Consider the following 22,713-nt stretch of genomic DNA (forward strand, 5'->3'; position numbering starts at 1 on the left):
CTAACATAAAGCCAGCCGGTGATGTAACGTGACTCACATCAGGGTTGGAGGCGGGCAGATGCGTGTCTCCTTGACGATGAGGAGTCCTCAATGGCGAGTTCGAAAAACATCACCGTCGAAGTTGACGGAGCCAACTACAACGACGACGTCGAACCAAGACTTTTGTTAGTCCAGTACCTGAGAGAGCGGCTCGGCAAGACAGGCACACTCATAGGTTGTGACACCACCAACTGTGGCGCCTGCACCGTCCATCTCGACGGCGTCAGCGTAAAGTCCTGCACAATGCTGGCGGTCCAGGCGGACGGTCACAAGGTCACCACTATCGAAGGGATGGCACAGGACGGCAAACTGCACCCTTTGCAGGAAGCGTTCCACCAGTGTCATGCGTTGCAGTGCGGGTTTTGCACCCCCGGCATGATCATGGCGTCCGCATCACTTCTGACCGAAAACCAGCATCCCACCGAAAAGGAGATTCGGGAGGGCTTGGAAGGCAATCTCTGCCGGTGTACCGGGTATCAGAACATCGTGGCCGCGGTAAAGAGTGTGGCCGACGGCGTCGAATATGACGACTCCGGAGTGCAGTCCGGAGCAGACAAAACGGCAGGTGTGTCATGACTAGCACCACAGAATCCAGCCCAGCGGCAGCGCAAAAGCCAGAAATTGGCAAGGCCAGACTCCGGAAAGAGGATGCGCACCTGATCACTGGACGCTCCCGATTTACTGACAACATGGTTCTCCCCGGGATGCTTCATTTGGCCATGGTCCGAAGCCCATTTGCCCACGCCAAGATCACGGGCATCAACGTCACCGCGGCGAAGTCTTCTCCGGGCGTCTTAGCAGTACTGACAGGTGCCGACGTAGCACAGGAACAAGGCAGTCTCCCCAACGCCTGGCCTGTGACGCCTGACCAAAAGGCCCCGGCTCACCCATCCATCGCCGTTGACGAAGTCGCCTTTGCCGGGGAGGTAGTGGCCGTCATCATCGCCCGCAGCGTGGCCGCGGCCCGCGACGCCGTCGAACTAGTGGACGTGGACTATGAGGAACTACCCGTTGTCTTGGATTTAGAGGAGGCGTTCACCGACCAGGTGTTAGCGCACTCCACATTGGATTCAAATAAGTCCGCTACCTGGATTTTTGACTCGGCAGAGGCCGGAACCGGCACCTCCATCGCGGATGCTTTGGCAAATTCGGAGGTGGTGGTGGAGCGAACCCTCTACCAGCAGCGAGTGATCCCCGCTTTCATGGAACCCCGTTCAATCGTGGTGGACCCCACGGGTGAACAGCTCACCATGTGGAGTTCCACTCAGATACCTCACATCTTGCGCCTTATGCTGGCTTTGACGTTGGGCATCCCCGAAAGTAAGGTTCGCGTGATCGCCCCCGATGTGGGCGGCGGATTTGGTGGCAAGCTTCAGGTGACTCCCGAGGAGATCATCACTGTTCTGGCAGCGCGCAGGAGTGGGAAACCCTGCAAGTTCACTGAGACGCGCAGTGAGTCCTTGCAAGTAGGCCACCACGGCAGGGCACAAGTGCAGCGGTTGAAGATCTCCGCCACCAAAGAAGGCATTGTTACAGGATTGAGTGTGAACCTGCTCGCCGACATGGGCGCATATTTGGGGCTGATCACCTCAGGCATTCCCATCCTTGGCGCCTTCATGTACAACTCCATCTATAAATTCCCGGCTTACAGGTTTGAGTGCAACAACATTTTCACCAACAAACCCTGGACGGACGCCTACCGTGGCGCTGGCCGGCCTGAAGCAACGTTCGCCATCGAACGCATGATGGACGAGCTAGCTACAGAGCTTGGAATGGATCCTTTGGAACTCCGGGCCAAGAACTGGATCAGGCACGATGAGTTCCCATTCACCACGGTGGCGGGACTTGAATACGACACCGGGAACTACGAAGCCGCCACCGATAAAGCAATTGCACTCTTCGATTACGACGGCATGCGAGACGAGCAAAAGCGGCGGCGGGAAAATAACGATCCGGTGCAGTTGGGCATCGGCATCTCCACGTTCACCGAAATGTGCGGGCTCGCCCCCTCCAGAGTGCTCGGATCCCTCAACTACGCGGCAGGTGGCTGGGAACATGCCCAGGTAAGGGTGCTGCCCACCGGGACCATCGAGGTGGTCACCGGTTCCTCCGCGCACGGACAAGGACACGAGACAGCGTGGAGCCAACTCGTTGCGGATCGGCTCGGTGTGCCGTTCGAGAACATACAGGTACTCCATGGTGACACGGCGATTTCCCAACGCGGCTTGGATACCTACGGTTCCCGATCCCTCAGTGTAGGCGGCATGGCCGTGCTGGCTGCCGCCGACAAAGTCATTGAAAAGGCCAGAGTTATTGCTGCGCATATGATGGAGGCCAGCGAAGGCGACCTTGAGTTCGCTAATGGCAGTTTCACCGTCAAAGGCACAGAGCAGTCCACGACATTGGGAGAGATAGCCTTCGCCGCCTTCTCTGCCCACAATATGCCTGAGGGCGTAGAACCAAACCTCGATTCCGAAGCCACTTTCGACCCCGTTAATTTTTCCTACCCCCACGGCACGCACCTGGCCGCAATAGAGGTAGACACGGAGACGGGTCACGTGAATGTTTTGAAATATGTTTGCGTCGATGACATCGGGGTGGTGGTCAATCCTGTCTTAGTTGAGGGCCAAGTCCATGGTGGACTGGCCCAAGGAATCTCGCAGGCTCTCTACGAGGAAGCCGTGTACGACGACGCCGGGACCCTAGTCTCTGGCTCCTTCGTCGACTACCTGGTGCCCGGCGCACCTGACCTGCCGCACTACATCACCGACCGTACCGAGACACCGGCAACATCGAACCAACTGGGCGCCAAGGGCGTTGGTGAGGCCGGCACCATCGCCTCCACGCCTGCGATCGTGAACGGCGTCTTGGATGCCCTGCGGCACTTGGGTGTGAAGGACATCAAGATGCCGTGCACACCGTCACGGGTGTGGCATGCATTGGAAGAGGCCAAGACCACCGGAGGTATGCAATGATTCCGAGCGCATTCGACTACGCTGCCCCGTCCACTGTGGAAGAGGTGTTGGCCATGCTGGCTGCGGCCGAATCTGCCGGAGACGAGGTGAAATTGCTGGCCGGTGGGCAAAGTCTGCTTCCCGTGATGAAGCTGCGCATGGCGGACCCCGCGCTTGTCATCGACTTGGGCAAGATCAGTGAACTTGTGGGAGTGAGCGAGCAGGAAGACACCCTCCTAATAGGTGCCATGACACCTCATCATGAGATCGCGACCAACGCGTTGCTGGCAAAACATCTGCCGTTGCTTCACAAAGCTGCGGCGACGGTGGCAGACCCTCAAGTCCGCCACAGAGGCACCTTCGGCGGGGCGCTGGTGCACGCCGACCCTGCCGGGGATATGCCTGCCCCGGTCTTGGCCACAGGTGCGACGTTTATCTTGGCTGGCCCCCGCGGTGAACGACGGGTGGAAGCATCCGACTTTTTCCAGGGCTATTTCACCACCGCGGTTGCTGACGACGAGATCCTCACACACATACAGGTACCTAAATTCACTGGGTGGGGCGCTCATTATGAAAAGTTCACCCGTGTGGCCCAGCAGTGGTCGATCGTGGCAGTTGCTGCCATGGTCAAGATTGAGGATGGCACTTTCACACGAGCGCGGCTGGGATTGACCAACATGGCCAGCACTCCGCTGCGGGCCACAGCGGTAGAACAGGCACTTGTGGGTTCGAACGCAACGCTTGAATCCATCACTGCGGCGTGCAGTTTGGCCGCGGAGGGCACGGAGCCTGCCAGCGATCTCAACGGTGATAGCACCTACCGCAAGCATCTCTCCACAGTGCTTGCCAAACGCGCTGTTCTGGCCGCAGCCGGCCTCTAAACACCATAAAGAAAGGCAGCGATGGAACTCAAACATCACTTCAGCGTCCCAAGTTCCCTAGCGGAAACGTGGCATTCCTTCAACCAGCTAGAAGAGATAGCTCCATGTTTCCCGGGCGCCGTCCTCACTTCGGTAGAAGGAGACACCTTTACGGGTACCGTCAAGGTCAAACTCGGGCCCATCGCCATGTTGTACACGGGGACCGGGGAATTTCTCTCCCGTGACGAAGACTCGCACACGGTCGTGATTAGCGCCCAAGGCAAAGATAAACGCGGAAATGGAACCGCTGGGGCCACTGTGACTGCTGTTCTAACTGCCGACGGCGACGGCACAGTAGTGGACGTCTCCACCGACATGAACGTCACGGGCAAACCAGCCCAATTTGGCAGGGGCGTTATTCAGGATATTTCCGACAAACTGCTAGAAGCGTTTGTGCAATGCGTGATCAGCAAAGCAACCGGTGCCGAAGAGGACGTTAGCGAACCGGCCGCTAGCCACACTGACGAAGCCGCGGCCAGTGCGACTCCTCCCCTGCAAGACCGCGCAAGCAAAGACAGTGTCAGCAAAGACAGTGCCAGCAAAGACCGCACCGAAACCGACCAACCCGAATTGGACCTCGGTTCAGCCGTGCTGCCGGTGCTGGCAAAACGTTTTGCTCCCTTCATTGTGGCCTTGATCGCGGTCGTGGCGCTCGCTGTCTGCCTCGGTCAGGGCAAAAAAATGGGCGGGTGTAAAAAACCCAAGAGACGTTAAACCTCAGCGCGAAGCACCCCGAGACGTAAACGGCCACACCCAAAAGGGTGTGGCCGTTTACGTCTCTTGCTTAGTCGCTGGTGCTCGGTTCGTGCGTAAGAACCGGCTCATGCGCTATGTCAGATTTTTTGGAAGTCGTAGACTTCCCCATGCCTTGGAGCAACGCAATCAGATCCAGTCCGGTGGAGTCTTTGATCAACTGCGTGGTCTGCTGGACACCGTCAGAAACATTTCGACTCAACTTGCTGGCACCGTCGTTGGAAACTACCGTCATATTCTTGATGGCAGACATTGGGGCTGCAACTTCACGCGCCATCGCAGGGAGGACCTCAAGGACCTTGCTGAGGATGGCAGCCTCATTGAATTTCTCATAGGCCTCCGCCTGGGCCGCTATACCTGCCGCTTCCGCCAGGCCCTTGGCTTCCGTGGTCCCTGCCTCCGCTTGACCACGGGAACGGATTACTGATGCGTCTGCTCGTCCCTTCGCTTCAATGACAGCAGCATCCGCGTTGCCCCTGGCCGTGTTGGCAGCGGCATCTGCCTCGGCACCAACCCGGTCACCCTCAGCCGTGAGTTTCCGCTTGGCAAGTTCCACGGTTGCCTCAATCTCGGCTGCTTCAGAAGCGCGACGGCGTTCCTCCAGTTTGGCGTCTGCCTGCTGGATGAGACGGTATTTTTCGGCGTCCGCAGGCTTGCGGACCTCGGTGTCCAGTTCCTTCTCGCGCAGTTCTGCACGGCGCAATGCGACCTGTTGCTCGCGAATGATGACCTGCTCTTGCTGCTCAGCTGCGGCCAGCGGTCCCGCGGCATCAGCCCTAGCCTGCCGAGCGTCTGCTTCTTCCTTCAGCTCTGCCCTTTTGATGATCAGCTGCTGCTGAGCCAACGCCACCTGCTCGTCGGCGATTGCCTTAGCCTGCTCGGCCTCCTGTAGCGACTGGGCCTCCGCAATTTTTGCCCTTTTTTCAGCTAAAGCAGCCTCCGGACGGCCAAGGTTTAGTAGGTATCCGGAGTCGTCGTCGACCGACTGGATCTGAAAGGTATCAATTTCCAGGCCCTGATTGTGCATTGAGTGTTCGGCTTCTTCCTTAACACTCTTAGCAAAAGACGCCCTGTCCTTAATGATGGATTCCACCGTCAAGGTACCCACAATTGATCGCAGCGAACCTGAAAGGGTCTCCTGCGTGTAGTGGTCAATGGCATCTTGCTGATTCAAGAAACGCTGGGCAGCTTTCCGCACGGCGTCCACATCCCCACCAACCTTCACCTGAGCCACACCCGTGAGGTGAAGCTTGATGCCATTTTGTGAGATGCCTTCAATCTTCAGGGCTACCTGACGAGAGGCTAATGAAATCGGATATGCGCGCTGCGTGAACGGATTGATGAAGATCCGGCCAAACACCACGCTCTGGCTATTGGGGTCCGGCTGGCTCTTATTGTCCTTGGAGGAGATGATCAAAGCCTGGTCGGGGCTGGCGATGTGCAAGGCCATCTTCGAGACGACGGCAACTAAGCCAAGGACCACCACCAGTGCGGCAATTCCAATGAACAAGGGGATGAGTGTGAGTATCATGAGGCCCTTACAAACGTTGTCGAGTGTGATCGTGGGCGCTAACGATCGCTAACGCCCATGACTCGATCCTACGGAAGTTGCCCAGGTTCTCCACATGATGGAGAAAAAGGCGGGCCCGGCAGTGTCTCAGGCTAGTTGAGCCCGCACCATCTCCGAGATTGCCTTTCCATCAAAACGTCCGGCGATCTTCGCCTGAACAGGCTTCATAACTTGGCCCATCTGGCGCATAGTCAGCGGATCCCCGGCTAAGACTTGCTCTGCTATGACTTCCTGAACAATGGCGCGTGCCTGGGCTTCGGTCAACGGCTGAGGCAAGTACCCTTCAATGACTTGTGCTTCAGCAATTTCGGCAGCAGCACGGCCAGCTTCCCCCGCATCCGCGTATATAGTGGCGCTCTCGTGGCGCTTGAGAGCTTCTTTCTGAAGCAGTGTAATGAGTGCTGCGTCGTCGAATTCAACCGGGGTCTTGCCGGACTTCTCCTTCGTCTCAACTTCGCCCAACACATTCCGGATAGTAGCCAGCGCCACCTTGTTTCCAGCCTTCATGTGAGCGACGACATCGTTCTTAAGCTGCTGTTTCAGCGAAGACATTGTGTTCCTTTTCTCGGGGTTGAAAGAAGTGACCGTTAGCCACCCCAGCGTCAATTATCCTCCGTGCCAGTTCGAATGCTGCGCATCGTAGACTGGGGTTCCACCACCCACGAAAGCGGCATGACATGATCACCCTCCTCCAAGACTCCGACGGATATATCCGTATGAGCAAGCATTTCCCCGCCAGCGTGCAGGTCTCCATCACGTTTAGTGACGGCACGGCACAGGAATACTCTGGACGTCGGCTCAATGGTCTTTATGACGACGCCCTCGCCTCGTATCGGGCGGGCAACCAGCTTGATGCCAAAGGTTATAAGCGAAACGCCCAGAAAATCGGGCACAAGCGCAACGCTGTGGACCACGTACCCGTCCAAAGTGGAATGGCTCACTAACACCCATTGCCTTGAAACACCCGGACACGACTGGAGCTACCATGCCTGAGATTTCAGATCTTCTGAATCTAGATTCCCTCCTGAGCGCCGAGGAGTTGGCGCTGCGCACGCGAGTTCGTTCCTTCGTGGACACCGCTGTCCGGCCCAACATTGGCCAGTGGTATGAAAAAGCACACTTTCCGCCAGAAATCGTCATTGAGCTGGCTGGACTCGGACTGTTGGGCATGCATCTTTCCGGATATGGCTGTCCAGGAGGCTCCGCCGTCGAATACGGCCTTGCCGCCCTGGAATTGGAAGCCGGAGACTCGGGCCTACGCACTTTCGTCAGCGTTCAGGGGTCTTTAGCCATGAGCGCCATACATAAACACGGCTCCGAGGAGCAAAAGAACGAGTGGCTGCCCCGGATGGCTGCTGGAGAGATCATCGGCTGCTTCGCCCTGACAGAACCAAGTGCGGGATCCGATCCCGGCAACATGCTCACGTTCGCCCGCCGGGACGGAGCGCACTGGATCATCAGCGGCACCAAACGTTGGATAGGAATGGCGTCGATCGCTGCCATCGCCATCGTTTGGGCACAGACTTCCGAAGGCGTACGCGGCTTCATTGTGCCCACTGACACGCCAGGCTTCACGACGTCGAAAATCGAGCCAAAACTATCCCTGCGAGCTTCCATCCAATGCGACGTCGCCTTGGTGGACGTCCGGCTACCTGAAACGGCAATGCTCCCCCTGGCGAAAGGCTTGCGCGGACCCTTCGAATGCCTCAATGAAGCTCGATACGGCATAATCTGGGGCGCGATGGGAGCTGCTCGCGACAGCTTCGAAACGGCGGTCAAATACTCTCAAGAACGACTCCAATTCGGCAAGCCACTGGCTGGATACCAGCTCACTCAGGAAAAGTTGGTTAATATGGCGTTGGAGATCAACAAAGGCATGCTGGTGGCATTGCAGCTGGGCCGGCTCAAGGATGCCGGCGCTTTGTTACCGCACCAGATTTCATTGGGTAAACTCAACAACGTCCGCGAAGCGATCTCGATTTGCCGCGATGCGCGAGCCTTGCTCGGTGGGAACGGTATAACTCTTGATTACTCGCCCATGCGCCACGCGAACAACCTTGAATCCGTGCGTACCTACGAGGGCACCGATGAAGTCCATACGCTGATCCTTGGTCATCACATCACCGGTATTCCGGCGTTCCGATGATGCTAGCCGGCGGAACAGACTCGCCACCGTGTAAGACTTGATACATGGACCTGAACGTTTCACCTGAGCTGATAATTCCAGCAGCTGAGCTGGCGTGGAAGTTCTCCCGGTCCTCCGGTCCCGGCGGTCAACACGTCAATAAAACGGAGACCCGAGTAGAACTCTCCTGGAACATCACCGGATCATTGGCAATTTCCGAGGAACAACGGGATAACATTAGCGCCAGGTTGGCGGCTCGCTTGATCGCAGGAACACTCATCGTGACCGCCTCCGAACATCGCTCACAGCTGCGCAACCGCGAGATTGCGCTGAATAAAATGGCAAAAATCCTCGCCCAGGCGCTTGCCCCGCAGGGGCCGCAACGCCGTGCTAGCAAAGCAAGCCGTAGCTCACGCAGACGCCATCAGGCCGCAAAGCAGCAACGCTCAGCCACCAAACAGCTTCGCCAGCGACCGTCCGCCGATTAGATTGCGCTCTCGGTGCCTGCTTCTCCCCCGCTAGGCTGGAAGTTGCAAAGAGACAAGCTGCGATCAAACACAGAGCTCAAACACAGATAGGAAAGCACCGCCATGACCCAACGTCGGATGAATGTAGAGTCTTTCAACCTCGATCACCGAAGCGTTCAGGCACCCTATGTGCGTGTTGCCGACCGTAAGGAACTTCGTCATGGGGACGTCATTACAAAATATGACGTGCGATTTACCCAACCAAATGCGGCCCATCTGGCTATGAAGACTGTCCACTCACTTGAGCATCTCTTTGCCGAACATTCGCGCAACCATTCACAGGCCGTTATCGATTTCTCTCCGATGGGATGCCAAACGGGGTTTTACCTCATCATGGAAGGCGAGCCTGATATCCCTGCCGTGCTCAGTCTCATCGAAGCGACCCTGACGGATGTATTGGCCGCTGTCGAGGTACCTGCCGCCAACGAAACTCAATGCGGGTGGGGTGCCAACCACTCACTCGAGGCAGCTCAGGACGCCGCCCGCGCGTTCCTCAAGGAACGTGCTCAGTGGGAGAACGTGATCGCGTGAAGCACGTTGACGTAATTGTCATTGCAGCCATGGAAGAGGAAATTATTCCCTTCTTAGAACGTGCCACCGCGGTCAGTGATGCTGTTCATCGGGGCAACTCAATTCACCGCACAGTTAGTATCAAGGGCGCTAACGTGCGGTTGGTACAAGGTGGAATCGGACTTGTCAACGCCGCGGGCGCTGCAACTTCAGCCCTACTCGGTGCCGGTTCGCGCGAGCATAAAGCGCCGGCTCCGCTCGTTATTAGTGCAGGAAGTGCAGGTGGGCTCGGTGAGCAGGTACGCGTAGGGGATGTGGTGGTGGGAACAAATCACATCAACGCCGACGCCGACGCCCGGGCGTTTGGCTATGAGCTCGGCCAAGTCCCGGGCATGCCAGCTTCCTACCCTGTCCCAGCGTTTCTTCGCGATGTCAGCACTTTCGTTCCACCTGCGGAGGGGCTAGTTGCTCGAGTGCATCATGGACTCATCGTTTCCAGCTACGCCTTTGTTGGTCACGAACGGGCAGTGCTCATCAAAGGCCAGTTTGAACAAGTTCTGGCGACAGACATGGAATCCTCGGCAATCGCGCAAACGGCTCGCGCTTACGAGGCGCCTTTTCTAGCTATTCGCGGGATCTCCGATCTGTGCGGGCCAAGCGCCGATGCGGACTTCCTGAGCCATGTTGACGATGCTGCCGAGCGCTCAGCCGAAGTTGCGTTGAGCGTCATGGACTCTTGGCTGGCCAGTCTGTCACAGCGGGTGCAGGCCCCCACAACGGCGTAGTGGCGCAGCCGAACGTTGAGCACATACCCTTAGATCATGTCCGTCTCTGATTTATCCACGAGTACTCAGAACTACCTCAAAGCTGTGTGGAGTCTGGCCGAGTGGTCACAGACTCCGGTCACCGCAACCTTGATCGCGGCGAAGACGGAACTGAAGCTATCTTCCGTTTCGGACGCGGTGCGCAAGCTTTCTGCGCAGGGGCTATTGGTGCATTCCCCGTATGGGTCTGTTGAACTAACGCCCACGGGGCAAGAGTATGCGTTGGCAATGGTACGGCGGCATCGATTGATCGAGTCATTTCTAGTGAGTGTGCTGGGCTATGGTTGGGATCAAGTACACGATGAAGCGGAGAACCTGGAGCACGCGGTCTCCGATTTTCTGGTGAACCGGATCGATGAGTTCCTTAATTTCCCCTCTCGGGATCCCCACGGCGATCCCATCCCGGCCGCTGATGGCACAGTCGTCTTTCCTGACGCCGTCCAGCTGACGGAAGTTGGTGCTGGTCAGGCTGTTCTGGTGGAACGGATCTCGGATGCGGATCCACTTCTACTGCAGTTCTTCTTAGAACAAAAAATCGTCTTGGGGGCACGGCTTCAGATCGGCGCTGGGGCGCCTTTCTCAGACTCGATAGACGTTCGGGTGGCTGGCTCTACTTCATCGCTCGCCCTCGGCCGCGCAGCCACTGATGCCCTGTACGTCTCCATTGTCCAGAATTGAACGGTTGTCACTCTAAAAAGTACGACGGCGGCAACCTTGACCTTAGCTAGAGGGCTCTAGGGATCCTCGACGTCGTCGGGCCAATATCCGTTGACCCACAAGCCCATGCCGCGGACTGAAAAGGTAAACGGCAGTGAAAGCTGCCCCTTGAGTGAGAACCACCATGCCCCCGGAGGCGGTGTCTAGGTAATAACTCAGGTATAGGCCAATGCCAGCGCACATCGCTGAAATTACGGGAGCGATGACCAGCATCCGTCCAAATCTATCGGTGAGAAGGTAAGCCGTAGCCCCAGGAATGATGAGCATCGCGACGACAAGAACCACTCCCACCGCTTGGAGTGCGACCACAGCCGTGAGGGCAAGAAGACCCAAGAGTGCGGCGCCAAGCAACTTGGGGTTGAGCCCGATGGCGTGAGCATGGGTGGGGTCGAAAGCGAAGAGGGTAAAGTCCCGGCGTTTGATCACTAAAATCGTGAAGGTGATGGCACCCAAGACGATGATCTGGGTGAGATCCGCCCATGAGACACCCAGCAAGTTCCCGAAGATGATGTGGAACAGATCTGTCTGAGATGGCGTGATGGAAATCAGGACAAGGCCCAGAGCAAACAAGGTGGTGAAGACGATTCCGATCGCGGCATCCTCCTTAACCCTGCTAGTATCGCGCACCAAACCGATGAGTCCCACGGCAAGGAACCCGAAGGCAACTGCGCCAACCGCAAAGGGAACCCCCACGATGTACGCGAGAACAACCCCTGGTAGAACCGCGTGAGAAACGGCGTCGCCCATTAATGACCAACCAATAAGAACAAGCCAACAAGAGAGTAGTGCACACACTATTGAAGCGATCAGCGTGGTCGCTAGGGCCCTAACCATAAAGTCGTAGCTGAGAGGTTCGAGGAAGAAAACTATCAGGTTCATACTGTGGTACCCCTGTTCAGAACGTCCAGACCAAAGGCGAGGGCGAGGTTGTTAGGTTTCAGAACCTCATGTGGATCTCCGTGCATCAGCACCCTGCGCATGAGCAAAACTGCCTCGTCCGCCAAGATGGGAACAGCGTGCAGATCGTGGGTAGAGACAAGGATCGTGGCACCGTCAGCAGAGAGTTCGCGCAATAAGGTGGTCATCGTTGCTTCCGAGCGTTTGTCGACCCCAGCAAATGGTTCATCCAGCAGGAGAACAGACGCACCTTGGGCAATTCCGCGTGCCACGAAGGCACGTTTTTTCTGCCCGCAGGAGAGCTGCCCGATCGCACGCGACGCGTAGTCAGTGAGCTCGACGCGTTCAAGCGCATGATCGACGGCGTCGTTGTCACTCTTCTTTGCGTGTCGTCTCAATCCCATGTGGCCGAAGCGTCCCATCATGACGACGTCTCGCACCGACAGCGGGAAATCCCAGTCAATCTCCTCACTTTGCGGCACATACCCGATTGCACCACTCTTGCGGGATTTTAGCGGGCTTGCCCCGTTAATGAGCACTGTTCCCGAATCTGGGCGAACCATACCCATAATCGCCTTAAAGAGGGTGGACTTCCCTGACCCGTTCATCCCCACAAGTGCGCAGACGCGGCCCGGATCCAGAGTGATGTTGGCGTGGTCCAGTGCCAATACTTCGCCGTAGTGGACCGTGACGTTGCGGACCTCTATGGACGGGACGCTCATGAATTTTTCCCGGTGAGTGCCTTGATGATCACAGCTGAATCATGGCGGATCAGGTCCAGATAAGTCGGTACCGGACCATTCGCTTCTGAGAGCGAGTCAACGTAGAGGGTGCCACCAAAGCTCGTGCCGGACGCTTCAACGACTTGGCGCATCGGTGCGTCAGAGATGGTGGATTCGCAGAATACAGCCGGCACTTTGTTGGCCTTGACATACTCGATCGCAGACACGATCTGCGCCGGCGTGGCCTGCTGTTCGGCATTAACAGCCCAGATGTACTTCTCACTCAATCCTGCGTCGCGGGCTAGATAGGAGAAGGCGCCTTCACAGGTAACTAGTGCCCGCTGGTTCATTGGAAGCATTGCCAGCTCTTTGACAAGCTCATCCTGGATACTTTGGAGCTTCTGCTTGTACTCATCACCATTGGCCCTGTAGTCCCCCGCATGCTGTGGGTCTAAAGCGCTAAAAGCCGTGATCATGTTTTCAACGTAGATCTGCACATTCAGGGGGCTCATCCACGCGTGTGGGTTCGGTTTACCAGCATATGCGTCCTCGGTGATGGAGAGTTCGTCAATGCCAGCACTGACCACAACATGCGGAACTTTCAACCCGTCCAAGAACTGACTAAACCACACTTCTAAGTTCAGCCCGTTATCAAGAATTAGGTCCGCCTTGCTGGCTTTTTTGATATCCCCCGGCGTTGGTTCGTAGCCATGGATCTCTGCCCCGACTTTCGTAATTGACTTAACTTCCAGATGCCCTCCCGCGACGTTCTCGGCCATGTCAGAAAGGACTGTGAACGTAGTCAACACCAGTGGGCGATCATCGCTGGCCGCGCTTTCGGCGTCGGCGTTGCCGCAAGCAGACAGCACGAACGTAAGCGCAGCAACGCATAGGAACGAGAGGGTGCGGCACGCGTGTGGAATCAACTGTCGGGGCATTGGTCTTTGTTCTTTCTTTTGCACGGCGGCTCAAGATTTGAGGGCCAGTCCTTTGGTCACTCGAATACCTTCATCATATTGTTCGTCTAGACGTAGTTGCAAATTACAACCGGACGTAGATAAGCTGTGATTGGTCATGTAGTACTAGATGTGGTGTCTGAAGCAAGTTTGAACCACAACATGTAGTCGCGCTGAATTGTCGTCAACGAAGGAGGTCTCTATGGTCGCGAAGGAAACCACGGACTTCCCCGTGCCGTCACAACTGCAAGCAACACCACTTTCGGTGAGCATTATGCCCTAGCCCGGCCATTACCTCCGCCAGGTGTTATGTTCCCCAGCTATATCGCTTAGAGCTTCTTGGCACCGACCGAGGTACCCTTCGCGGACGCGAAGACCTCGCGGATTTCGGGGAGCGCAACCCCATCGCCACAACACCCGCCGCCACACTATTGAAGGAGCCCTCATGAGCACCTCTACACAAAACCCATCCCCCGCTATGCAACCGGTATCCATGGGAATTGGTGCACGCAAGAAATACCACACACTCAATGCTGCGCTGAACCTTTTCACACCTGAAGGATCCATCCAGTTCGAGAAGGACCACGAGGCAGTAGCTCTCTACATGGCCCAGCATGTTGCGCCGAATACTCAGCGGTTCGCAAGCCTCAAGGAGAAGATCGACTACCTCATCAACAATGAGTACTACGAAGCTGCACCAATCCAGGCCTATAAGTGGAGGTTTGTGAAAAATCTATATCAGGAGGCCTACGCACACGGTCACCGGTTTGCATCTTTTCTTGGCGCGTTCAAGTACTTCACCAGCTACGCCATGAAAAGCTTCGACGGGAGCACCTACTTAGAAGGTTTTGAAGATCGGGTTGTTTCTACAGCCCTCTTCCTTGGCAAAGGTGATGCCATACTCGCTTCCAAGTTGGTGGAAGAAATGATGACCGGCAGGTTCCAGCCAGCCACACCAACCTTCCTTAACGCCGGAAAGGTCCAGAGAGGCGAACTGGTCTCCTGTTTTCTGCTGCGCATGGAGGACAATCTCGAGTCAATTGGGCGCAGTATCAACTCCGCTTTACAGCTCTCCAAGCGTGGCGGAGGCGTGGCTTTGCTGCTAACGAATCTTCGCGAACAGGGTGCACCGATCAAAAAGATTCAAAACCAGGCCTCAGGGGTGGTCCCCGTGATGAAGCTCCTGGAAGACAGCTTTAGTTACGCCAATCAATTGGGCGCACGACAGGGAGCAGGTGCGGTTTATTTGCACGCCCACCACCCCGACATTCTTCGCTTCCTAGACACGAAGCGGGAAAACGCGGATGAAAAGATCCGGATCAAGACTCTCTCCCTCGGCGTCGTGATACCCGATGTCACCTTCGAGCTTGCCAAACGCGGGGCAGACATGCACCTATTTTCGCCTTACGACGTTCATCGCGTCTATGGGGTTCCGCTCTCTGATCTGTCAGTGAGCGAGAACTACGAAGACCTCGTTGCCAACCCAATGATCAAGAAGACCACGATCAGCGCACGCGAGTTCTTTAAGACCATTGCCGAGCTAGGATTCGAATCTGGCTACCCCTATATCTTGTTCGAAGACACCGTAAACCGCGCAAACCCTCTGGAGGGACGGATCAATATGTCGAACTTGTGCTCGGAAATCCTTCAGGTCAACACCCCCTCTAGCTATGACAGCGCCGCCGGGTATCAGGTCGTAGGGCGCGATATTTCGTGCAACCTCGGTTCGCTCAACATCGCGGCGGCCATGGCATCACCCGATCTTGGGGCGAGTATCGAAACTGCCGTACGGGCATTGACGAATGTCTCCGATCACTCCAACATCGACGCGGTTCCCTCCATCGCTAACGGGAACAAACGTTCGCATGCGATCGGGCTCGGACAGATGAACCTCCACGGCTATCTCGCCTCCCAATACATCCATTACGGCAGCGAAGAGGCTCTAGACTTCACCAACATCTACTTCTACACGATCACCTACCATGCGATTCGTTCCTCAAATCAAATCGCGATCGAACGCCAAACCGCCTTTGAAGGTTTTGAGAGAAGTACGTATGCCGATGGGTCCTATTTCGAGAAGTACGTTCATGGTTCCTGGTCGCCATCAACTCCAAGAATACAAGAACTCTTCGCTTCTGCCCGGGTGCGTATCCCTACTCCAGAAGACTGGGGAATTCTGCGGGACTCGGTGCAGCGCCATGGAATTTACAATGCCTACTTACAGGCAGTTCCTCCCACAGGATCAATTAGCTACATCAACAATTCCACCGCGTCGATCCATCCAATCGCCGCGAAGATCGAGATTCGCAAGGAAGGCAAACTTGGCCGCGTATATTTCCCGGCACCACATATGACGGCACAAAACCTCGAATATTTCACAGACTCCTACGACATCGGGTACGAAAAAATAATCGACACCTATGCTGCCGCGACGCAACACGTCGACCAGGGGTTATCGTGCACTTTATTTTTCCGAGACACAGCCACCACCCGGGACATCAACAAGGCGCAGATCTACGCCTGGCGCAAAGGCATCAAAACCCTTTACTACATTCGGCTACGCCAACTCGCACTTAGTGGGACCGAAATCGAGAACTGCGTCTCCTGCGCGCTGTGAAATCCACTCCAAGAAAAGAAGGTCCCACCAAAATGAACGCCATCCAGCCATCCCCCGTCCACGAAGGTCTACTTTCCGTCTCCGTGACACCACCGTCCTACCGGCATGACCCCAGTTCCCGTATCCGCCCCATCAACTGGAACCGTGTCACCGATGAGAAGGACCTCGAAGTGTGGAATCGACTGACAGCCAATTTCTGGCTCCCGGAGAAGGTTCCGCTCTCCAACGACATCCCAGCTTGGCAGAAACTCAGTCCTGAGGAGCAAACGCTCACGATGCGGGTATTCACGGGTCTAACAATGCTTGACACTGTTCAGGCCAGCGTCGGTGAGATCGCCCAGATCCAGGATGCCCGCACCGAACATGAGGAAGCCGTCTATACCAATATTGCTTTCATGCAATCCGTACATGCCCGCTCATACTCCTCTGTGTTTTCCACTCTGACCAGCACCAAAGAAATCGACAACGCCTACGAGTGGGCAGTGGGTAATGATTTATTGCAAGAACGGGCGAAGAAGGTGTTGTATCACTACTTCGGCGATGATGCACTCAAACGCAAAGTGTCTTCCACCCTGCTTTCTTCACTTTTGTTATATGCCGGCTTCTATCTACCACTGCACTTCTCCGTGCACGCAACACTGACAAACACCGCCGATATGATCCGACTCATCTTGCGTGATAAAGCCGTCCATGGATACTACTCCGGCTATAAGTACCAGTGTGGACTTCAAACACAGACACTTGCTACCCAGGACGCAATGCGCAAATTCACTTATGACCTTCTCGACGAGCTCTATGAACTCGAACTCGCATACTCCGGAGCGCTCTATGAGCCACTGGGTCTCATGGACGACGTCGCGGTCTTCATCAGATATAACGCCAATAAAGCACTGATGAACTTGGGTTACCCGGCACGGTTCACACCGGAGCAGACAGCAGTGAATCCGGAGATCATGGCCGCGTTGTCACCTAACAGCGATGAAAACCACGACTTCTTTTCGGGATCAGGGTCCTCGTACGTGATGGGCAAAGGAGAAGACACAACGGACTCTGATTGGGAATTTTAGCTCCCTGACTCATCTTTTTCCATACTCGTCTGGCCCAAAGCTTCCCAGAAGGCGTCCACCACATCCGTGGGGGCGCCTTCTGCGCAGAGACCGATCACTTTACGCGACAAGGCAATTTCCGGAACCTGGACGACGGTGATGCCAGCAGGGCACTGTGTCATGGCCAGTTGGGGGACCAAGGCAACCCCATGCCCAGCCGCCACTAATCTCAACGTGGCGTTGAAGTCATCACTGGAAGCAACAACTTTTGGATGCATTCCCCCGTTGGCTAATACTGACTCCACAACATTTGAGTCGCTTGAGCCACGCAAATGCAGAATCCATGGCATCTCGGCGATGTCATTGGCTAGAACACGCTCCCCGGCGGTCAGCCCCCATTTTGCCGGAACCAGAACTTTGTAGGGATCCTCGGCCAGCCAGGTTCGTCTCACTCCTTGTGGAAGGACAAGCCCCGACTCCCCCACTTGATACACGATGCAAACGTCCAGTTCACCACCGGCTCGCAAACCAGGCACGGTGGTACTGGGCTCTCCAATGACAATGTTCAGGCTGACATTTTGCCTCTGCCACTGCGGGGATTGCAGAACGGTTGGCAAGAGGAACGTCGCCGCAGAAGGAAAAACGCCGACCCGCAGTGTTGCCTCCGAGCTACCTCCCGCGGAGTTTCCAGCAGCAACCAGCATCTCCGCATCGCGCAAGAGTTTACTGCCATGCTGACTCATGGCCTGTGCCGCTTGCGTTGGCTGAACGCTCCTTGCACTCCGAACAAATAGGCGTATACCCGTCTCCCGTTCCAAGGACGCCATCTGCTGTGAGACGGCCGAGGCTGTGTACCCGAGACGATTCCCCGCCGCAGTAAACGATCCAAGCCTCACAACCTCGGTCAGAGTCCGAATATGAGCCAAATTGAGCATTAGATTTCCTTGAAGTCAGTGGAGCATATTGTCAGCGTGCAATAGCTCACATTTTGACACAAAATCCCCTAGAGTTAGCATTCAGCGCTTTCGTGACTCTCTCCTATTTTTCCTGAATCAACGATTCCTCAGGCGCACTAACACTCGAAGGATTAGTAATGCTTGAACAAAGCCTGTTCGTTAACGGACACTTCCATACCAACGGTCGGGATCGTTCAACCCCTGCGGCCGTTCTGGTCCGCGGCGAGAAGATCGTGGCTATGGGCACAGCCGAAGAGTTGCGACAGCACACCACCGGGAAAATTGAGGTCATCGATCTTGGCGGTTCCACCGTCATCCCTGGCCTGACGGACGCCCACATTCACACCGCGAATTTGGCCAGGGAAATGGCCGCCGTTGACTTACGCGGCACCGCGAACGTAGAACAAGCCCTAGAAAAGATCCGTGACTTCGCAGCGGGCCTGACACCCGGTGCTTGGATTTTCGGTGGGCGCTGGGATTTCAATTCTTGGACGGTTCCCATACAGCCCAACCGACAGGCTCTGGACGCTGTGACAAGCGGACACCCTGCAGCACTTCCCAGCGTGGACGGACACACGGTCTGGGCAAATACGGCAGCACTTCGCGCGGTCGGAATTACGGCAAAGACCCCGGATCCGGTGGGCGGGGAAATACTACGCGATTCCTTTGGAGAGCCGACAGGAATACTGCGCGAAACCGCTCACGATGCCCTCTCAGCCATCATGCACAGTGCCTCCGCCGGAGATTTGCGTGGCCAACTCAAGAGTGCGCAGGAGTTCTTGCTCTCTGTCGGACTGACCGGTGTCCACGACTTCGATGGCGAGGAATGCCTGACTGCCTACAAGGACCTGCAAGCCTCCGACGAACTGAAACTGCGCGTCTACAAATCGATTCCTGCAGAGGCGCTCGAGCAGGCCATCAGCGAGGGCAGGACTACCGGCAGCGGAACTCCATGGCTTCGGACCGGGCCAGTGAAACTATTTTCCGACGGCGCACTGGGCTCGCACACCTGTCATGTCTCCGAGCCGTTCCCGGGAGAATCCGGAAATCTTGGCATCGAAGTTATGCCCTTCGACGACTTACTGCGCCTTGTCCGTCGCGCGGCCGGCGCCGGCATTGCTGTGGCCACCCATGCCATTGGCGACCGGGCTAATCACTTGGTACTCAACGCTTACGAGCACCTGTCCAACCATCCTCTTGAAGCGTCCAAACAGACACCTGGATCACGCCAACTCCGGCATCGCATTGAACACACTCAACATCTACTTCCAGAGGATGTCACCCGTCTGGCTCGGCTCGGCGTCATTCCTTCCATGCAACCCACGCATTGCACCAGCGACTACCCTCTTGTCTCCACCTTGTTGGCCGGACGCAACGTGGCTTCGTACGCATGGCGGTCGTTGACCGACGCCGGCGCGATCCTGGCTTTCGGCTCCGACGCTCCCGTGGAGGGACCCAATCCACTCCACGGCATCCATGCGGCGCTCACGCGGCAGGACAAAAACAACAAACCCGACGGTGGTTGGCAGCCCGCACAACGTCTAACACTTAGTGAGGCGATCGCCGGATTTACCAGCGGCGCCGCCCACGCCTCCGGAGAGGAAGCGATCAAGGGCCGAATAGAACCTGGAATGCTGGCTGATTTCACAGTCTTAGCGCAGGATCCCTTCAAGGTTTGCGAAAAAGACGTGCGCGACCTTCCCGTAGAAGCCACCGTGGTGGGAGGAAAAGTGCGGTATCGAAAAGATGCTTGACACGTCCACCGAAGTCACCTGACGAACTTTAGAACTCACCATTTTTAGCGAACAAAACTACTGAAAGAGAAATACTATGCACAGTTCATTGAACACCTCAACGAAGAGCGTGTCCCGCTGGGTATTGTCCTGCGTTGCCGTCAGCGCACTGCTCATGACCACTGCATGTGGCGGGCAATCCCTCTCAGGGAATAGCCAGTCTTCCGCGCCGGCAGATAGCGCATTTACCGCAACGCCGGCGCCAACAGAAGATCTAGCCAAAACCGCCATCGACGCCATCAAAGCCGATCCAGCCCTGACCGCGATGCTTCCGGCGTCCATGAGGTCGAGCGGACTTCGCATGACAACTTCCGAAGGCTACCCGCCCATGGAAATGTTCGCCACAGACGGCAGTACTCTCATCGGGGTAGACCCTTCACTTGGACGCGCAATTGCCAATAAACTCGGCGTCGCTATTTCCATCAAGAATGAAGATTTCAATGCCCAAATACCTGGTATTACGACCGGACGGTATGACATCATCATGTCTTCCATGACGGACAATCCGGAACGGAGAAAGACAGTTTCCTTCGTCGACTACGTCCAATCCGGGTCCGGTTGGGTGGTCAAGAAGGGCAATCCTGCCAAGCTAGGCGCTCCTGACACCGCGTGTGGGAAGACGATCGCCGTCATCGACAACGGATCTTCTCTTGCACTCGTGGAAGGATTCAATAAAGATTGCGTAGCGGCTGGGAAACCAGCAATCAACATCCTCAAATTTGCCGGCGACCAAGAGGCGATCCTCCAAGTACGCAATGGTCGCGCAGACGCAGGCGTCAACGACTATCCGGTGGCAGCCTACCGTGCACAAACATCTGATGGCGTCTTGGATGCCGCAGTTATCGATGGGCCCACCAGCCCTTGGGGTATCGCCATGAGTCAAAAGGACCCCAAAGTCGTTGAAGCCGTCCAAAAGGCTCTTCAGGCACTCATCACTGAGGGCAGCTACGGAAAAATTCTTGACGCGTGGAACGTACAGAAGATGGCTGTCACATCCGCCGTCGTCAATGACGGCAAGTAGCCAATGCCCAAGCAACGCGTGTTACGTCCAGCCCAGTTGAAGGGCCCCGATGGAGCCCTCGCGCCGGTTGTCAAACTCAGACATTTGGATCAGTGGTTCGTCGGGGCACTGGCCCTCGCCGTCTTCGCCTGGCTTGCCTTCACATTGGCAACCAACCAAAATATCCGTTGGAGCGAGGTGGCCGGATACCTGTTTTTCCCAAAAATCATCAGCGGTATCTGGGTCACTTTGATGATCTCTGTGGTGGCGACGGTATTGGGTTTGCTGCTCGGCATCCTCTTAGCTGTGATGCGGCTTGCCCATAACCCGGTTTTGAATTGGCTAGCCACTCTTTACATTTGGTTTTTCCGCGGGACACCGGTGCTCGTTCAGCTGATCTTCTGGTACAACTTAGCGTTCCTGTTCCCGCATTTGGTAGTGAAGATTCCTTTCACCACGATTGGCTACATGTGGGACACCAACGACGTCATGACAGGCTTCACCTCGGCACTTCTCGGCCTTGGGCTAAACCTGGCGGCATATTTTGCCGAGACTGTTCGTGCCGGTATTCAAGCTGTTGACACCGGCCAATCAGAGGCGGCGCTCGCTCTGGGTATGACAAATGGCAAGCGCATGCGCAAGATTGTGCTTCCGCAGGCGTTGCGGATCATTATTCCGCCTACCGGCAACGAATTCATTTCCATGCTCAAGACCACATCGTTGGTCTACGTCGTGGCAGGAAATGACCTCATGACCAACGCATCCCAGATTTACAAGCAAAACAACTTAATCATGGAACTGCTGATCGTCGCCTCGATTTGGTACATGGTTATGACGGCCATAGCCACGTTCTTTCAATCCAAATTGGAGGCCAAATTCGGAGCGGACGCGGTCCGGCTTGTCCGGCGGCCCGGGTTCATTCAGCGGCTATTTTTGCGGGTAGGCAGCAATGCTGAATCCTCGGCACCGCAGCCGGCACATGTTCGCGAAGACGTTACCACCATGGGCAAGGAGATGTCATGAGTTTGCCGCTTCACGTTCAGGCACAAGGGGTGACCAAATCCTTTGGATCACACCAAGTGCTAACCGGAGTTAATTTCACAGTGGCCCCTGGGGAGGTAAGTTGCATTATCGGGCCCTCCGGCTCGGGCAAATCTACCTTCCTTCGGTGCCTCAACGCTCTCGAGACGTACGACGCCGGCACCTTGGCAGTGAATGGCCAACAAGTCGGTTATGACTACAGGGATGGAAAATATTATGAATGGTCGAACAAACAATTCGCCGCGTTCAGGTCCAAACTGGGCATGGTCTTTCAGAGGTTCAACCTGTTCGGTCACCTCAGCGCAGAGGAAAACGTTGCGTGCGCACTGGTAGAAGTGCGTGGTATCAATAGGTCCGCCGCAAGAACGCGTGCTTTAGAGGAGCTTCGCAAGGTCGGCTTAGCCAACCACAGCCATAAGCGCCCGCACCAACTCTCCGGGGGGCAACAGCAACGGGTGGCAATCGCGCGCGCACTAGCCATGGATCCAGAAGTCATGCTCTTCGATGAGCCCACGTCAGCACTTGATCCGGAGCTGGTTGATGAAGTCCTGGAGACGATGAAGCTACTGGCACAGGAGGGCATGACGATGATTGTGGTGACGCACGAGATGGGATTTGCCCGGGAAGTGGGCGACACCGTGAACTTCTTCGACAACGGGGCGATCGTGGAATCGGGAAAGCCCAACGATGTTTTATCTAACCCACAGATGGATCGCACCAAGGCCTTTCTCGCTAAAGTTCTTTAG

The 22,713-nt window shown here is 56.1% G+C and carries 22 protein-coding genes; 16 read left to right on the plus strand and 6 right to left on the minus strand.

Annotation, left to right across the window (positions count from 1 at the left end):
* Positions 1 to 90 precede the first annotated feature (90 nt).
* From LOH53_RS15040 to LOH53_RS15055, 4 genes are read left to right on the plus strand one after another with little or no spacing between them, the layout of a single operon-like run.
* The gene (locus LOH53_RS15040; protein ID WP_230068576.1) at positions 91 to 615 is read left to right on the plus strand and encodes a (2Fe-2S)-binding protein; all 525 of its coding nucleotides are present in this window, start codon (positions 91 to 93) and stop codon (positions 613 to 615) included.
* On the plus strand, positions 612 to 3,014 hold the full coding sequence (locus tag LOH53_RS15045) for a xanthine dehydrogenase family protein molybdopterin-binding subunit (protein ID WP_230068577.1): 2,403 nt from the start codon (positions 612 to 614) through the stop codon (positions 3,012 to 3,014). The genes LOH53_RS15040 and LOH53_RS15045 overlap by 4 nt, the downstream gene beginning before the upstream one ends.
* Positions 3,011 to 3,874, plus strand: coding sequence for an FAD binding domain-containing protein (locus LOH53_RS15050; RefSeq protein ID WP_230068578.1), 864 nt, complete (start codon positions 3,011 to 3,013; stop codon positions 3,872 to 3,874). The genes LOH53_RS15045 and LOH53_RS15050 overlap by 4 nt, the downstream gene beginning before the upstream one ends.
* Before the next feature lie 21 nt (positions 3,875 to 3,895).
* Positions 3,896 to 4,627, plus strand: coding sequence for an SRPBCC family protein (locus LOH53_RS15055; protein WP_230068579.1), 732 nt, complete (start codon positions 3,896 to 3,898; stop codon positions 4,625 to 4,627).
* A gap of 70 nt (positions 4,628 to 4,697) precedes the next feature.
* On the opposite strand, the gene LOH53_RS15060 is transcribed toward LOH53_RS15055, so the two are convergent.
* Both LOH53_RS15060 and LOH53_RS15065 read right to left on the minus strand, forming a co-directional pair.
* Positions 4,698 to 6,197 carry a flotillin family protein gene (locus LOH53_RS15060; RefSeq protein ID WP_230068580.1) on the minus strand — a complete coding sequence of 500 codons (1,500 nt, stop codon included), beginning with the start codon at positions 6,195 to 6,197 and terminating at the stop codon, positions 4,698 to 4,700.
* A gap of 126 nt (positions 6,198 to 6,323) precedes the next feature.
* On the minus strand, positions 6,324 to 6,788 hold the full coding sequence (locus tag LOH53_RS15065) for a GatB/YqeY domain-containing protein (RefSeq protein ID WP_230068581.1): 465 nt from the start codon (positions 6,786 to 6,788) through the stop codon (positions 6,324 to 6,326).
* A gap of 125 nt (positions 6,789 to 6,913) precedes the next feature.
* Between LOH53_RS15065 and LOH53_RS15070 the strand changes: the two genes are divergently transcribed.
* The 6 genes from LOH53_RS15070 (at position 6,914) to LOH53_RS15095 (ending at position 10,900) form a co-directional block, all read left to right on the plus strand.
* A complete protein-coding gene (locus tag LOH53_RS15070) occupies positions 6,914 to 7,180 on the plus strand; it encodes a hypothetical protein (protein ID WP_230068582.1) in 267 nt (88 codons plus the stop codon).
* A 41-nt stretch (positions 7,181 to 7,221) separates the two neighbouring features.
* Complete coding sequence (locus tag LOH53_RS15075; RefSeq protein ID WP_230068583.1) at positions 7,222 to 8,382, plus strand: acyl-CoA dehydrogenase family protein; 1,161 nt, start codon at positions 7,222 to 7,224, stop codon at positions 8,380 to 8,382.
* A 44-nt stretch (positions 8,383 to 8,426) separates the two neighbouring features.
* Positions 8,427 to 8,849: an alternative ribosome rescue aminoacyl-tRNA hydrolase ArfB gene (gene arfB, locus LOH53_RS15080; RefSeq protein ID WP_230068584.1), complete on the plus strand. Its 423-nt coding sequence runs from the start codon at positions 8,427 to 8,429 to the stop codon at positions 8,847 to 8,849.
* A 102-nt stretch (positions 8,850 to 8,951) separates the two neighbouring features.
* Complete coding sequence (locus LOH53_RS15085; protein WP_230068585.1) at positions 8,952 to 9,419, plus strand: S-ribosylhomocysteine lyase; 468 nt, start codon at positions 8,952 to 8,954, stop codon at positions 9,417 to 9,419.
* Positions 9,398 to 10,183 carry a 5'-methylthioadenosine/S-adenosylhomocysteine nucleosidase gene (mtnN, locus tag LOH53_RS15090; RefSeq protein ID WP_230068586.1) on the plus strand — a complete coding sequence of 262 codons (786 nt, stop codon included), beginning with the start codon at positions 9,398 to 9,400 and terminating at the stop codon, positions 10,181 to 10,183. The genes LOH53_RS15085 and mtnN overlap by 22 nt, the downstream gene beginning before the upstream one ends.
* Before the next feature lie 36 nt (positions 10,184 to 10,219).
* The gene (locus LOH53_RS15095) at positions 10,220 to 10,900 is read left to right on the plus strand and encodes a metal-dependent transcriptional regulator (protein ID WP_230068587.1); all 681 of its coding nucleotides are present in this window, start codon (positions 10,220 to 10,222) and stop codon (positions 10,898 to 10,900) included.
* 42 nt (positions 10,901 to 10,942) lie between these two features.
* Here the strand turns inward: LOH53_RS15095 and LOH53_RS15100 are convergent, their stop codons facing one another.
* From LOH53_RS15100 to LOH53_RS15110, 3 genes are read right to left on the minus strand one after another with little or no spacing between them, the layout of a single operon-like run.
* Entirely contained in the window at positions 10,943 to 11,818 is an 876-nt protein-coding gene (locus tag LOH53_RS15100) for a metal ABC transporter permease (RefSeq protein WP_230068588.1), read from the minus strand.
* Positions 11,815 to 12,558, minus strand: coding sequence for a metal ABC transporter ATP-binding protein (locus tag LOH53_RS15105; RefSeq protein ID WP_230068589.1), 744 nt, complete (start codon positions 12,556 to 12,558; stop codon positions 11,815 to 11,817). The genes LOH53_RS15100 and LOH53_RS15105 overlap by 4 nt, the downstream gene beginning before the upstream one ends.
* Positions 12,555 to 13,496 (minus strand): metal ABC transporter substrate-binding protein, encoded by a 942-nt coding sequence (locus LOH53_RS15110; protein ID WP_230068590.1) that lies wholly within the window; start codon positions 13,494 to 13,496, stop codon positions 12,555 to 12,557. The genes LOH53_RS15105 and LOH53_RS15110 overlap by 4 nt, the downstream gene beginning before the upstream one ends.
* 463 nt (positions 13,497 to 13,959) lie before the next feature.
* Here LOH53_RS15110 and nrdE point away from each other — a divergent pair, with 463 nt between their 5' ends.
* The gene (gene nrdE, locus LOH53_RS15115; protein ID WP_376991274.1) at positions 13,960 to 16,131 is read left to right on the plus strand and encodes a class 1b ribonucleoside-diphosphate reductase subunit alpha; all 2,172 of its coding nucleotides are present in this window, start codon (positions 13,960 to 13,962) and stop codon (positions 16,129 to 16,131) included.
* Between the two features lie 32 nt (positions 16,132 to 16,163).
* Positions 16,164 to 17,198 carry a class 1b ribonucleoside-diphosphate reductase subunit beta gene (gene nrdF / locus LOH53_RS15120; protein WP_230068591.1) on the plus strand — a complete coding sequence of 345 codons (1,035 nt, stop codon included), beginning with the start codon at positions 16,164 to 16,166 and terminating at the stop codon, positions 17,196 to 17,198.
* On the opposite strand, the gene LOH53_RS15125 is transcribed toward nrdF, so the two are convergent.
* Positions 17,195 to 18,112 carry a LysR family transcriptional regulator gene (locus tag LOH53_RS15125; RefSeq protein WP_230068592.1) on the minus strand — a complete coding sequence of 306 codons (918 nt, stop codon included), beginning with the start codon at positions 18,110 to 18,112 and terminating at the stop codon, positions 17,195 to 17,197. The two genes, nrdF and LOH53_RS15125, sit on opposite strands and share 4 nt — an antisense overlap.
* A gap of 158 nt (positions 18,113 to 18,270) precedes the next feature.
* Here LOH53_RS15125 and LOH53_RS15130 point away from each other — a divergent pair, with 158 nt between their 5' ends.
* The 4 genes from LOH53_RS15130 to LOH53_RS15145 all read left to right on the plus strand — a co-directional run bounded on the left by LOH53_RS15130 (position 18,271) and on the right by LOH53_RS15145 (position 22,713).
* Entirely contained in the window at positions 18,271 to 19,887 is a 1,617-nt protein-coding gene (locus tag LOH53_RS15130; RefSeq protein ID WP_230068593.1) for an amidohydrolase, read from the plus strand.
* A 76-nt stretch (positions 19,888 to 19,963) separates the two neighbouring features.
* A complete protein-coding gene (locus tag LOH53_RS15135; RefSeq protein WP_230068594.1) occupies positions 19,964 to 20,947 on the plus strand; it encodes an ABC transporter substrate-binding protein in 984 nt (327 codons plus the stop codon).
* A 3-nt stretch (positions 20,948 to 20,950) separates the two neighbouring features.
* The gene (locus LOH53_RS15140; RefSeq protein ID WP_230068595.1) at positions 20,951 to 21,949 is read left to right on the plus strand and encodes an amino acid ABC transporter permease; all 999 of its coding nucleotides are present in this window, start codon (positions 20,951 to 20,953) and stop codon (positions 21,947 to 21,949) included.
* Positions 21,946 to 22,713 (plus strand): amino acid ABC transporter ATP-binding protein, encoded by a 768-nt coding sequence (locus LOH53_RS15145; RefSeq protein WP_230068596.1) that lies wholly within the window; start codon positions 21,946 to 21,948, stop codon positions 22,711 to 22,713. Before LOH53_RS15140 ends, LOH53_RS15145 begins: the two co-directional genes overlap by 4 nt.

This window comes from Arthrobacter cryoconiti (assembly GCF_020905375.1).
Classification (GTDB): domain Bacteria; phylum Actinomycetota; class Actinomycetes; order Actinomycetales; family Micrococcaceae; genus Specibacter; species Specibacter cryoconiti.

Bases quoted from the DNA above. Each gene is read 5' to 3' on its own strand.
- LOH53_RS15065 (WP_230068581.1), bottom strand. From the start codon at position 6,788: ATGTCTTCGCTGAAACAGCAGCTTAAGAACGATGTCGTCGCTCACATG.
- nrdF (WP_230068591.1), top strand. From the start codon at position 16,164: ATGAACGCCATCCAGCCATCCCCCGTCCACGAAGGTCTACTTTCCGTC.
- LOH53_RS15095 (WP_230068587.1), top strand. From the start codon at position 10,220: ATGTCCGTCTCTGATTTATCCACGAGTACTCAGAACTACCTCAAAGCT.
- arfB (WP_230068584.1), top strand. From the start codon at position 8,427: ATGGACCTGAACGTTTCACCTGAGCTGATAATTCCAGCAGCTGAGCTG.
- LOH53_RS15135 (WP_230068594.1), top strand. From the start codon at position 19,964: ATGCACAGTTCATTGAACACCTCAACGAAGAGCGTGTCCCGCTGGGTA.
- LOH53_RS15040 (WP_230068576.1), top strand. From the start codon at position 91: ATGGCGAGTTCGAAAAACATCACCGTCGAAGTTGACGGAGCCAACTAC.
- LOH53_RS15100 (WP_230068588.1), bottom strand. From the start codon at position 11,818: ATGAACCTGATAGTTTTCTTCCTCGAACCTCTCAGCTACGACTTTATG.
- LOH53_RS15075 (WP_230068583.1), top strand. From the start codon at position 7,222: ATGCCTGAGATTTCAGATCTTCTGAATCTAGATTCCCTCCTGAGCGCC.
- LOH53_RS15050 (WP_230068578.1), top strand. From the start codon at position 3,011: ATGATTCCGAGCGCATTCGACTACGCTGCCCCGTCCACTGTGGAAGAG.
- LOH53_RS15110 (WP_230068590.1), bottom strand. From the start codon at position 13,496: ATGCCCCGACAGTTGATTCCACACGCGTGCCGCACCCTCTCGTTCCTA.
- LOH53_RS15105 (WP_230068589.1), bottom strand. From the start codon at position 12,558: ATGAGCGTCCCGTCCATAGAGGTCCGCAACGTCACGGTCCACTACGGC.
- nrdE (WP_376991274.1), top strand. From the start codon at position 13,960: ATGAGCACCTCTACACAAAACCCATCCCCCGCTATGCAACCGGTATCC.
- LOH53_RS15130 (WP_230068593.1), top strand. From the start codon at position 18,271: ATGCTTGAACAAAGCCTGTTCGTTAACGGACACTTCCATACCAACGGT.
- LOH53_RS15145 (WP_230068596.1), top strand. From the start codon at position 21,946: ATGAGTTTGCCGCTTCACGTTCAGGCACAAGGGGTGACCAAATCCTTT.
- LOH53_RS15060 (WP_230068580.1), bottom strand. From the start codon at position 6,197: ATGATACTCACACTCATCCCCTTGTTCATTGGAATTGCCGCACTGGTG.
- LOH53_RS15070 (WP_230068582.1), top strand. From the start codon at position 6,914: ATGATCACCCTCCTCCAAGACTCCGACGGATATATCCGTATGAGCAAG.
- LOH53_RS15085 (WP_230068585.1), top strand. From the start codon at position 8,952: ATGACCCAACGTCGGATGAATGTAGAGTCTTTCAACCTCGATCACCGA.
- LOH53_RS15045 (WP_230068577.1), top strand. From the start codon at position 612: ATGACTAGCACCACAGAATCCAGCCCAGCGGCAGCGCAAAAGCCAGAA.
- LOH53_RS15125 (WP_230068592.1), bottom strand. From the start codon at position 18,112: ATGCTCAATTTGGCTCATATTCGGACTCTGACCGAGGTTGTGAGGCTT.
- LOH53_RS15140 (WP_230068595.1), top strand. From the start codon at position 20,951: ATGCCCAAGCAACGCGTGTTACGTCCAGCCCAGTTGAAGGGCCCCGAT.
- LOH53_RS15055 (WP_230068579.1), top strand. From the start codon at position 3,896: ATGGAACTCAAACATCACTTCAGCGTCCCAAGTTCCCTAGCGGAAACG.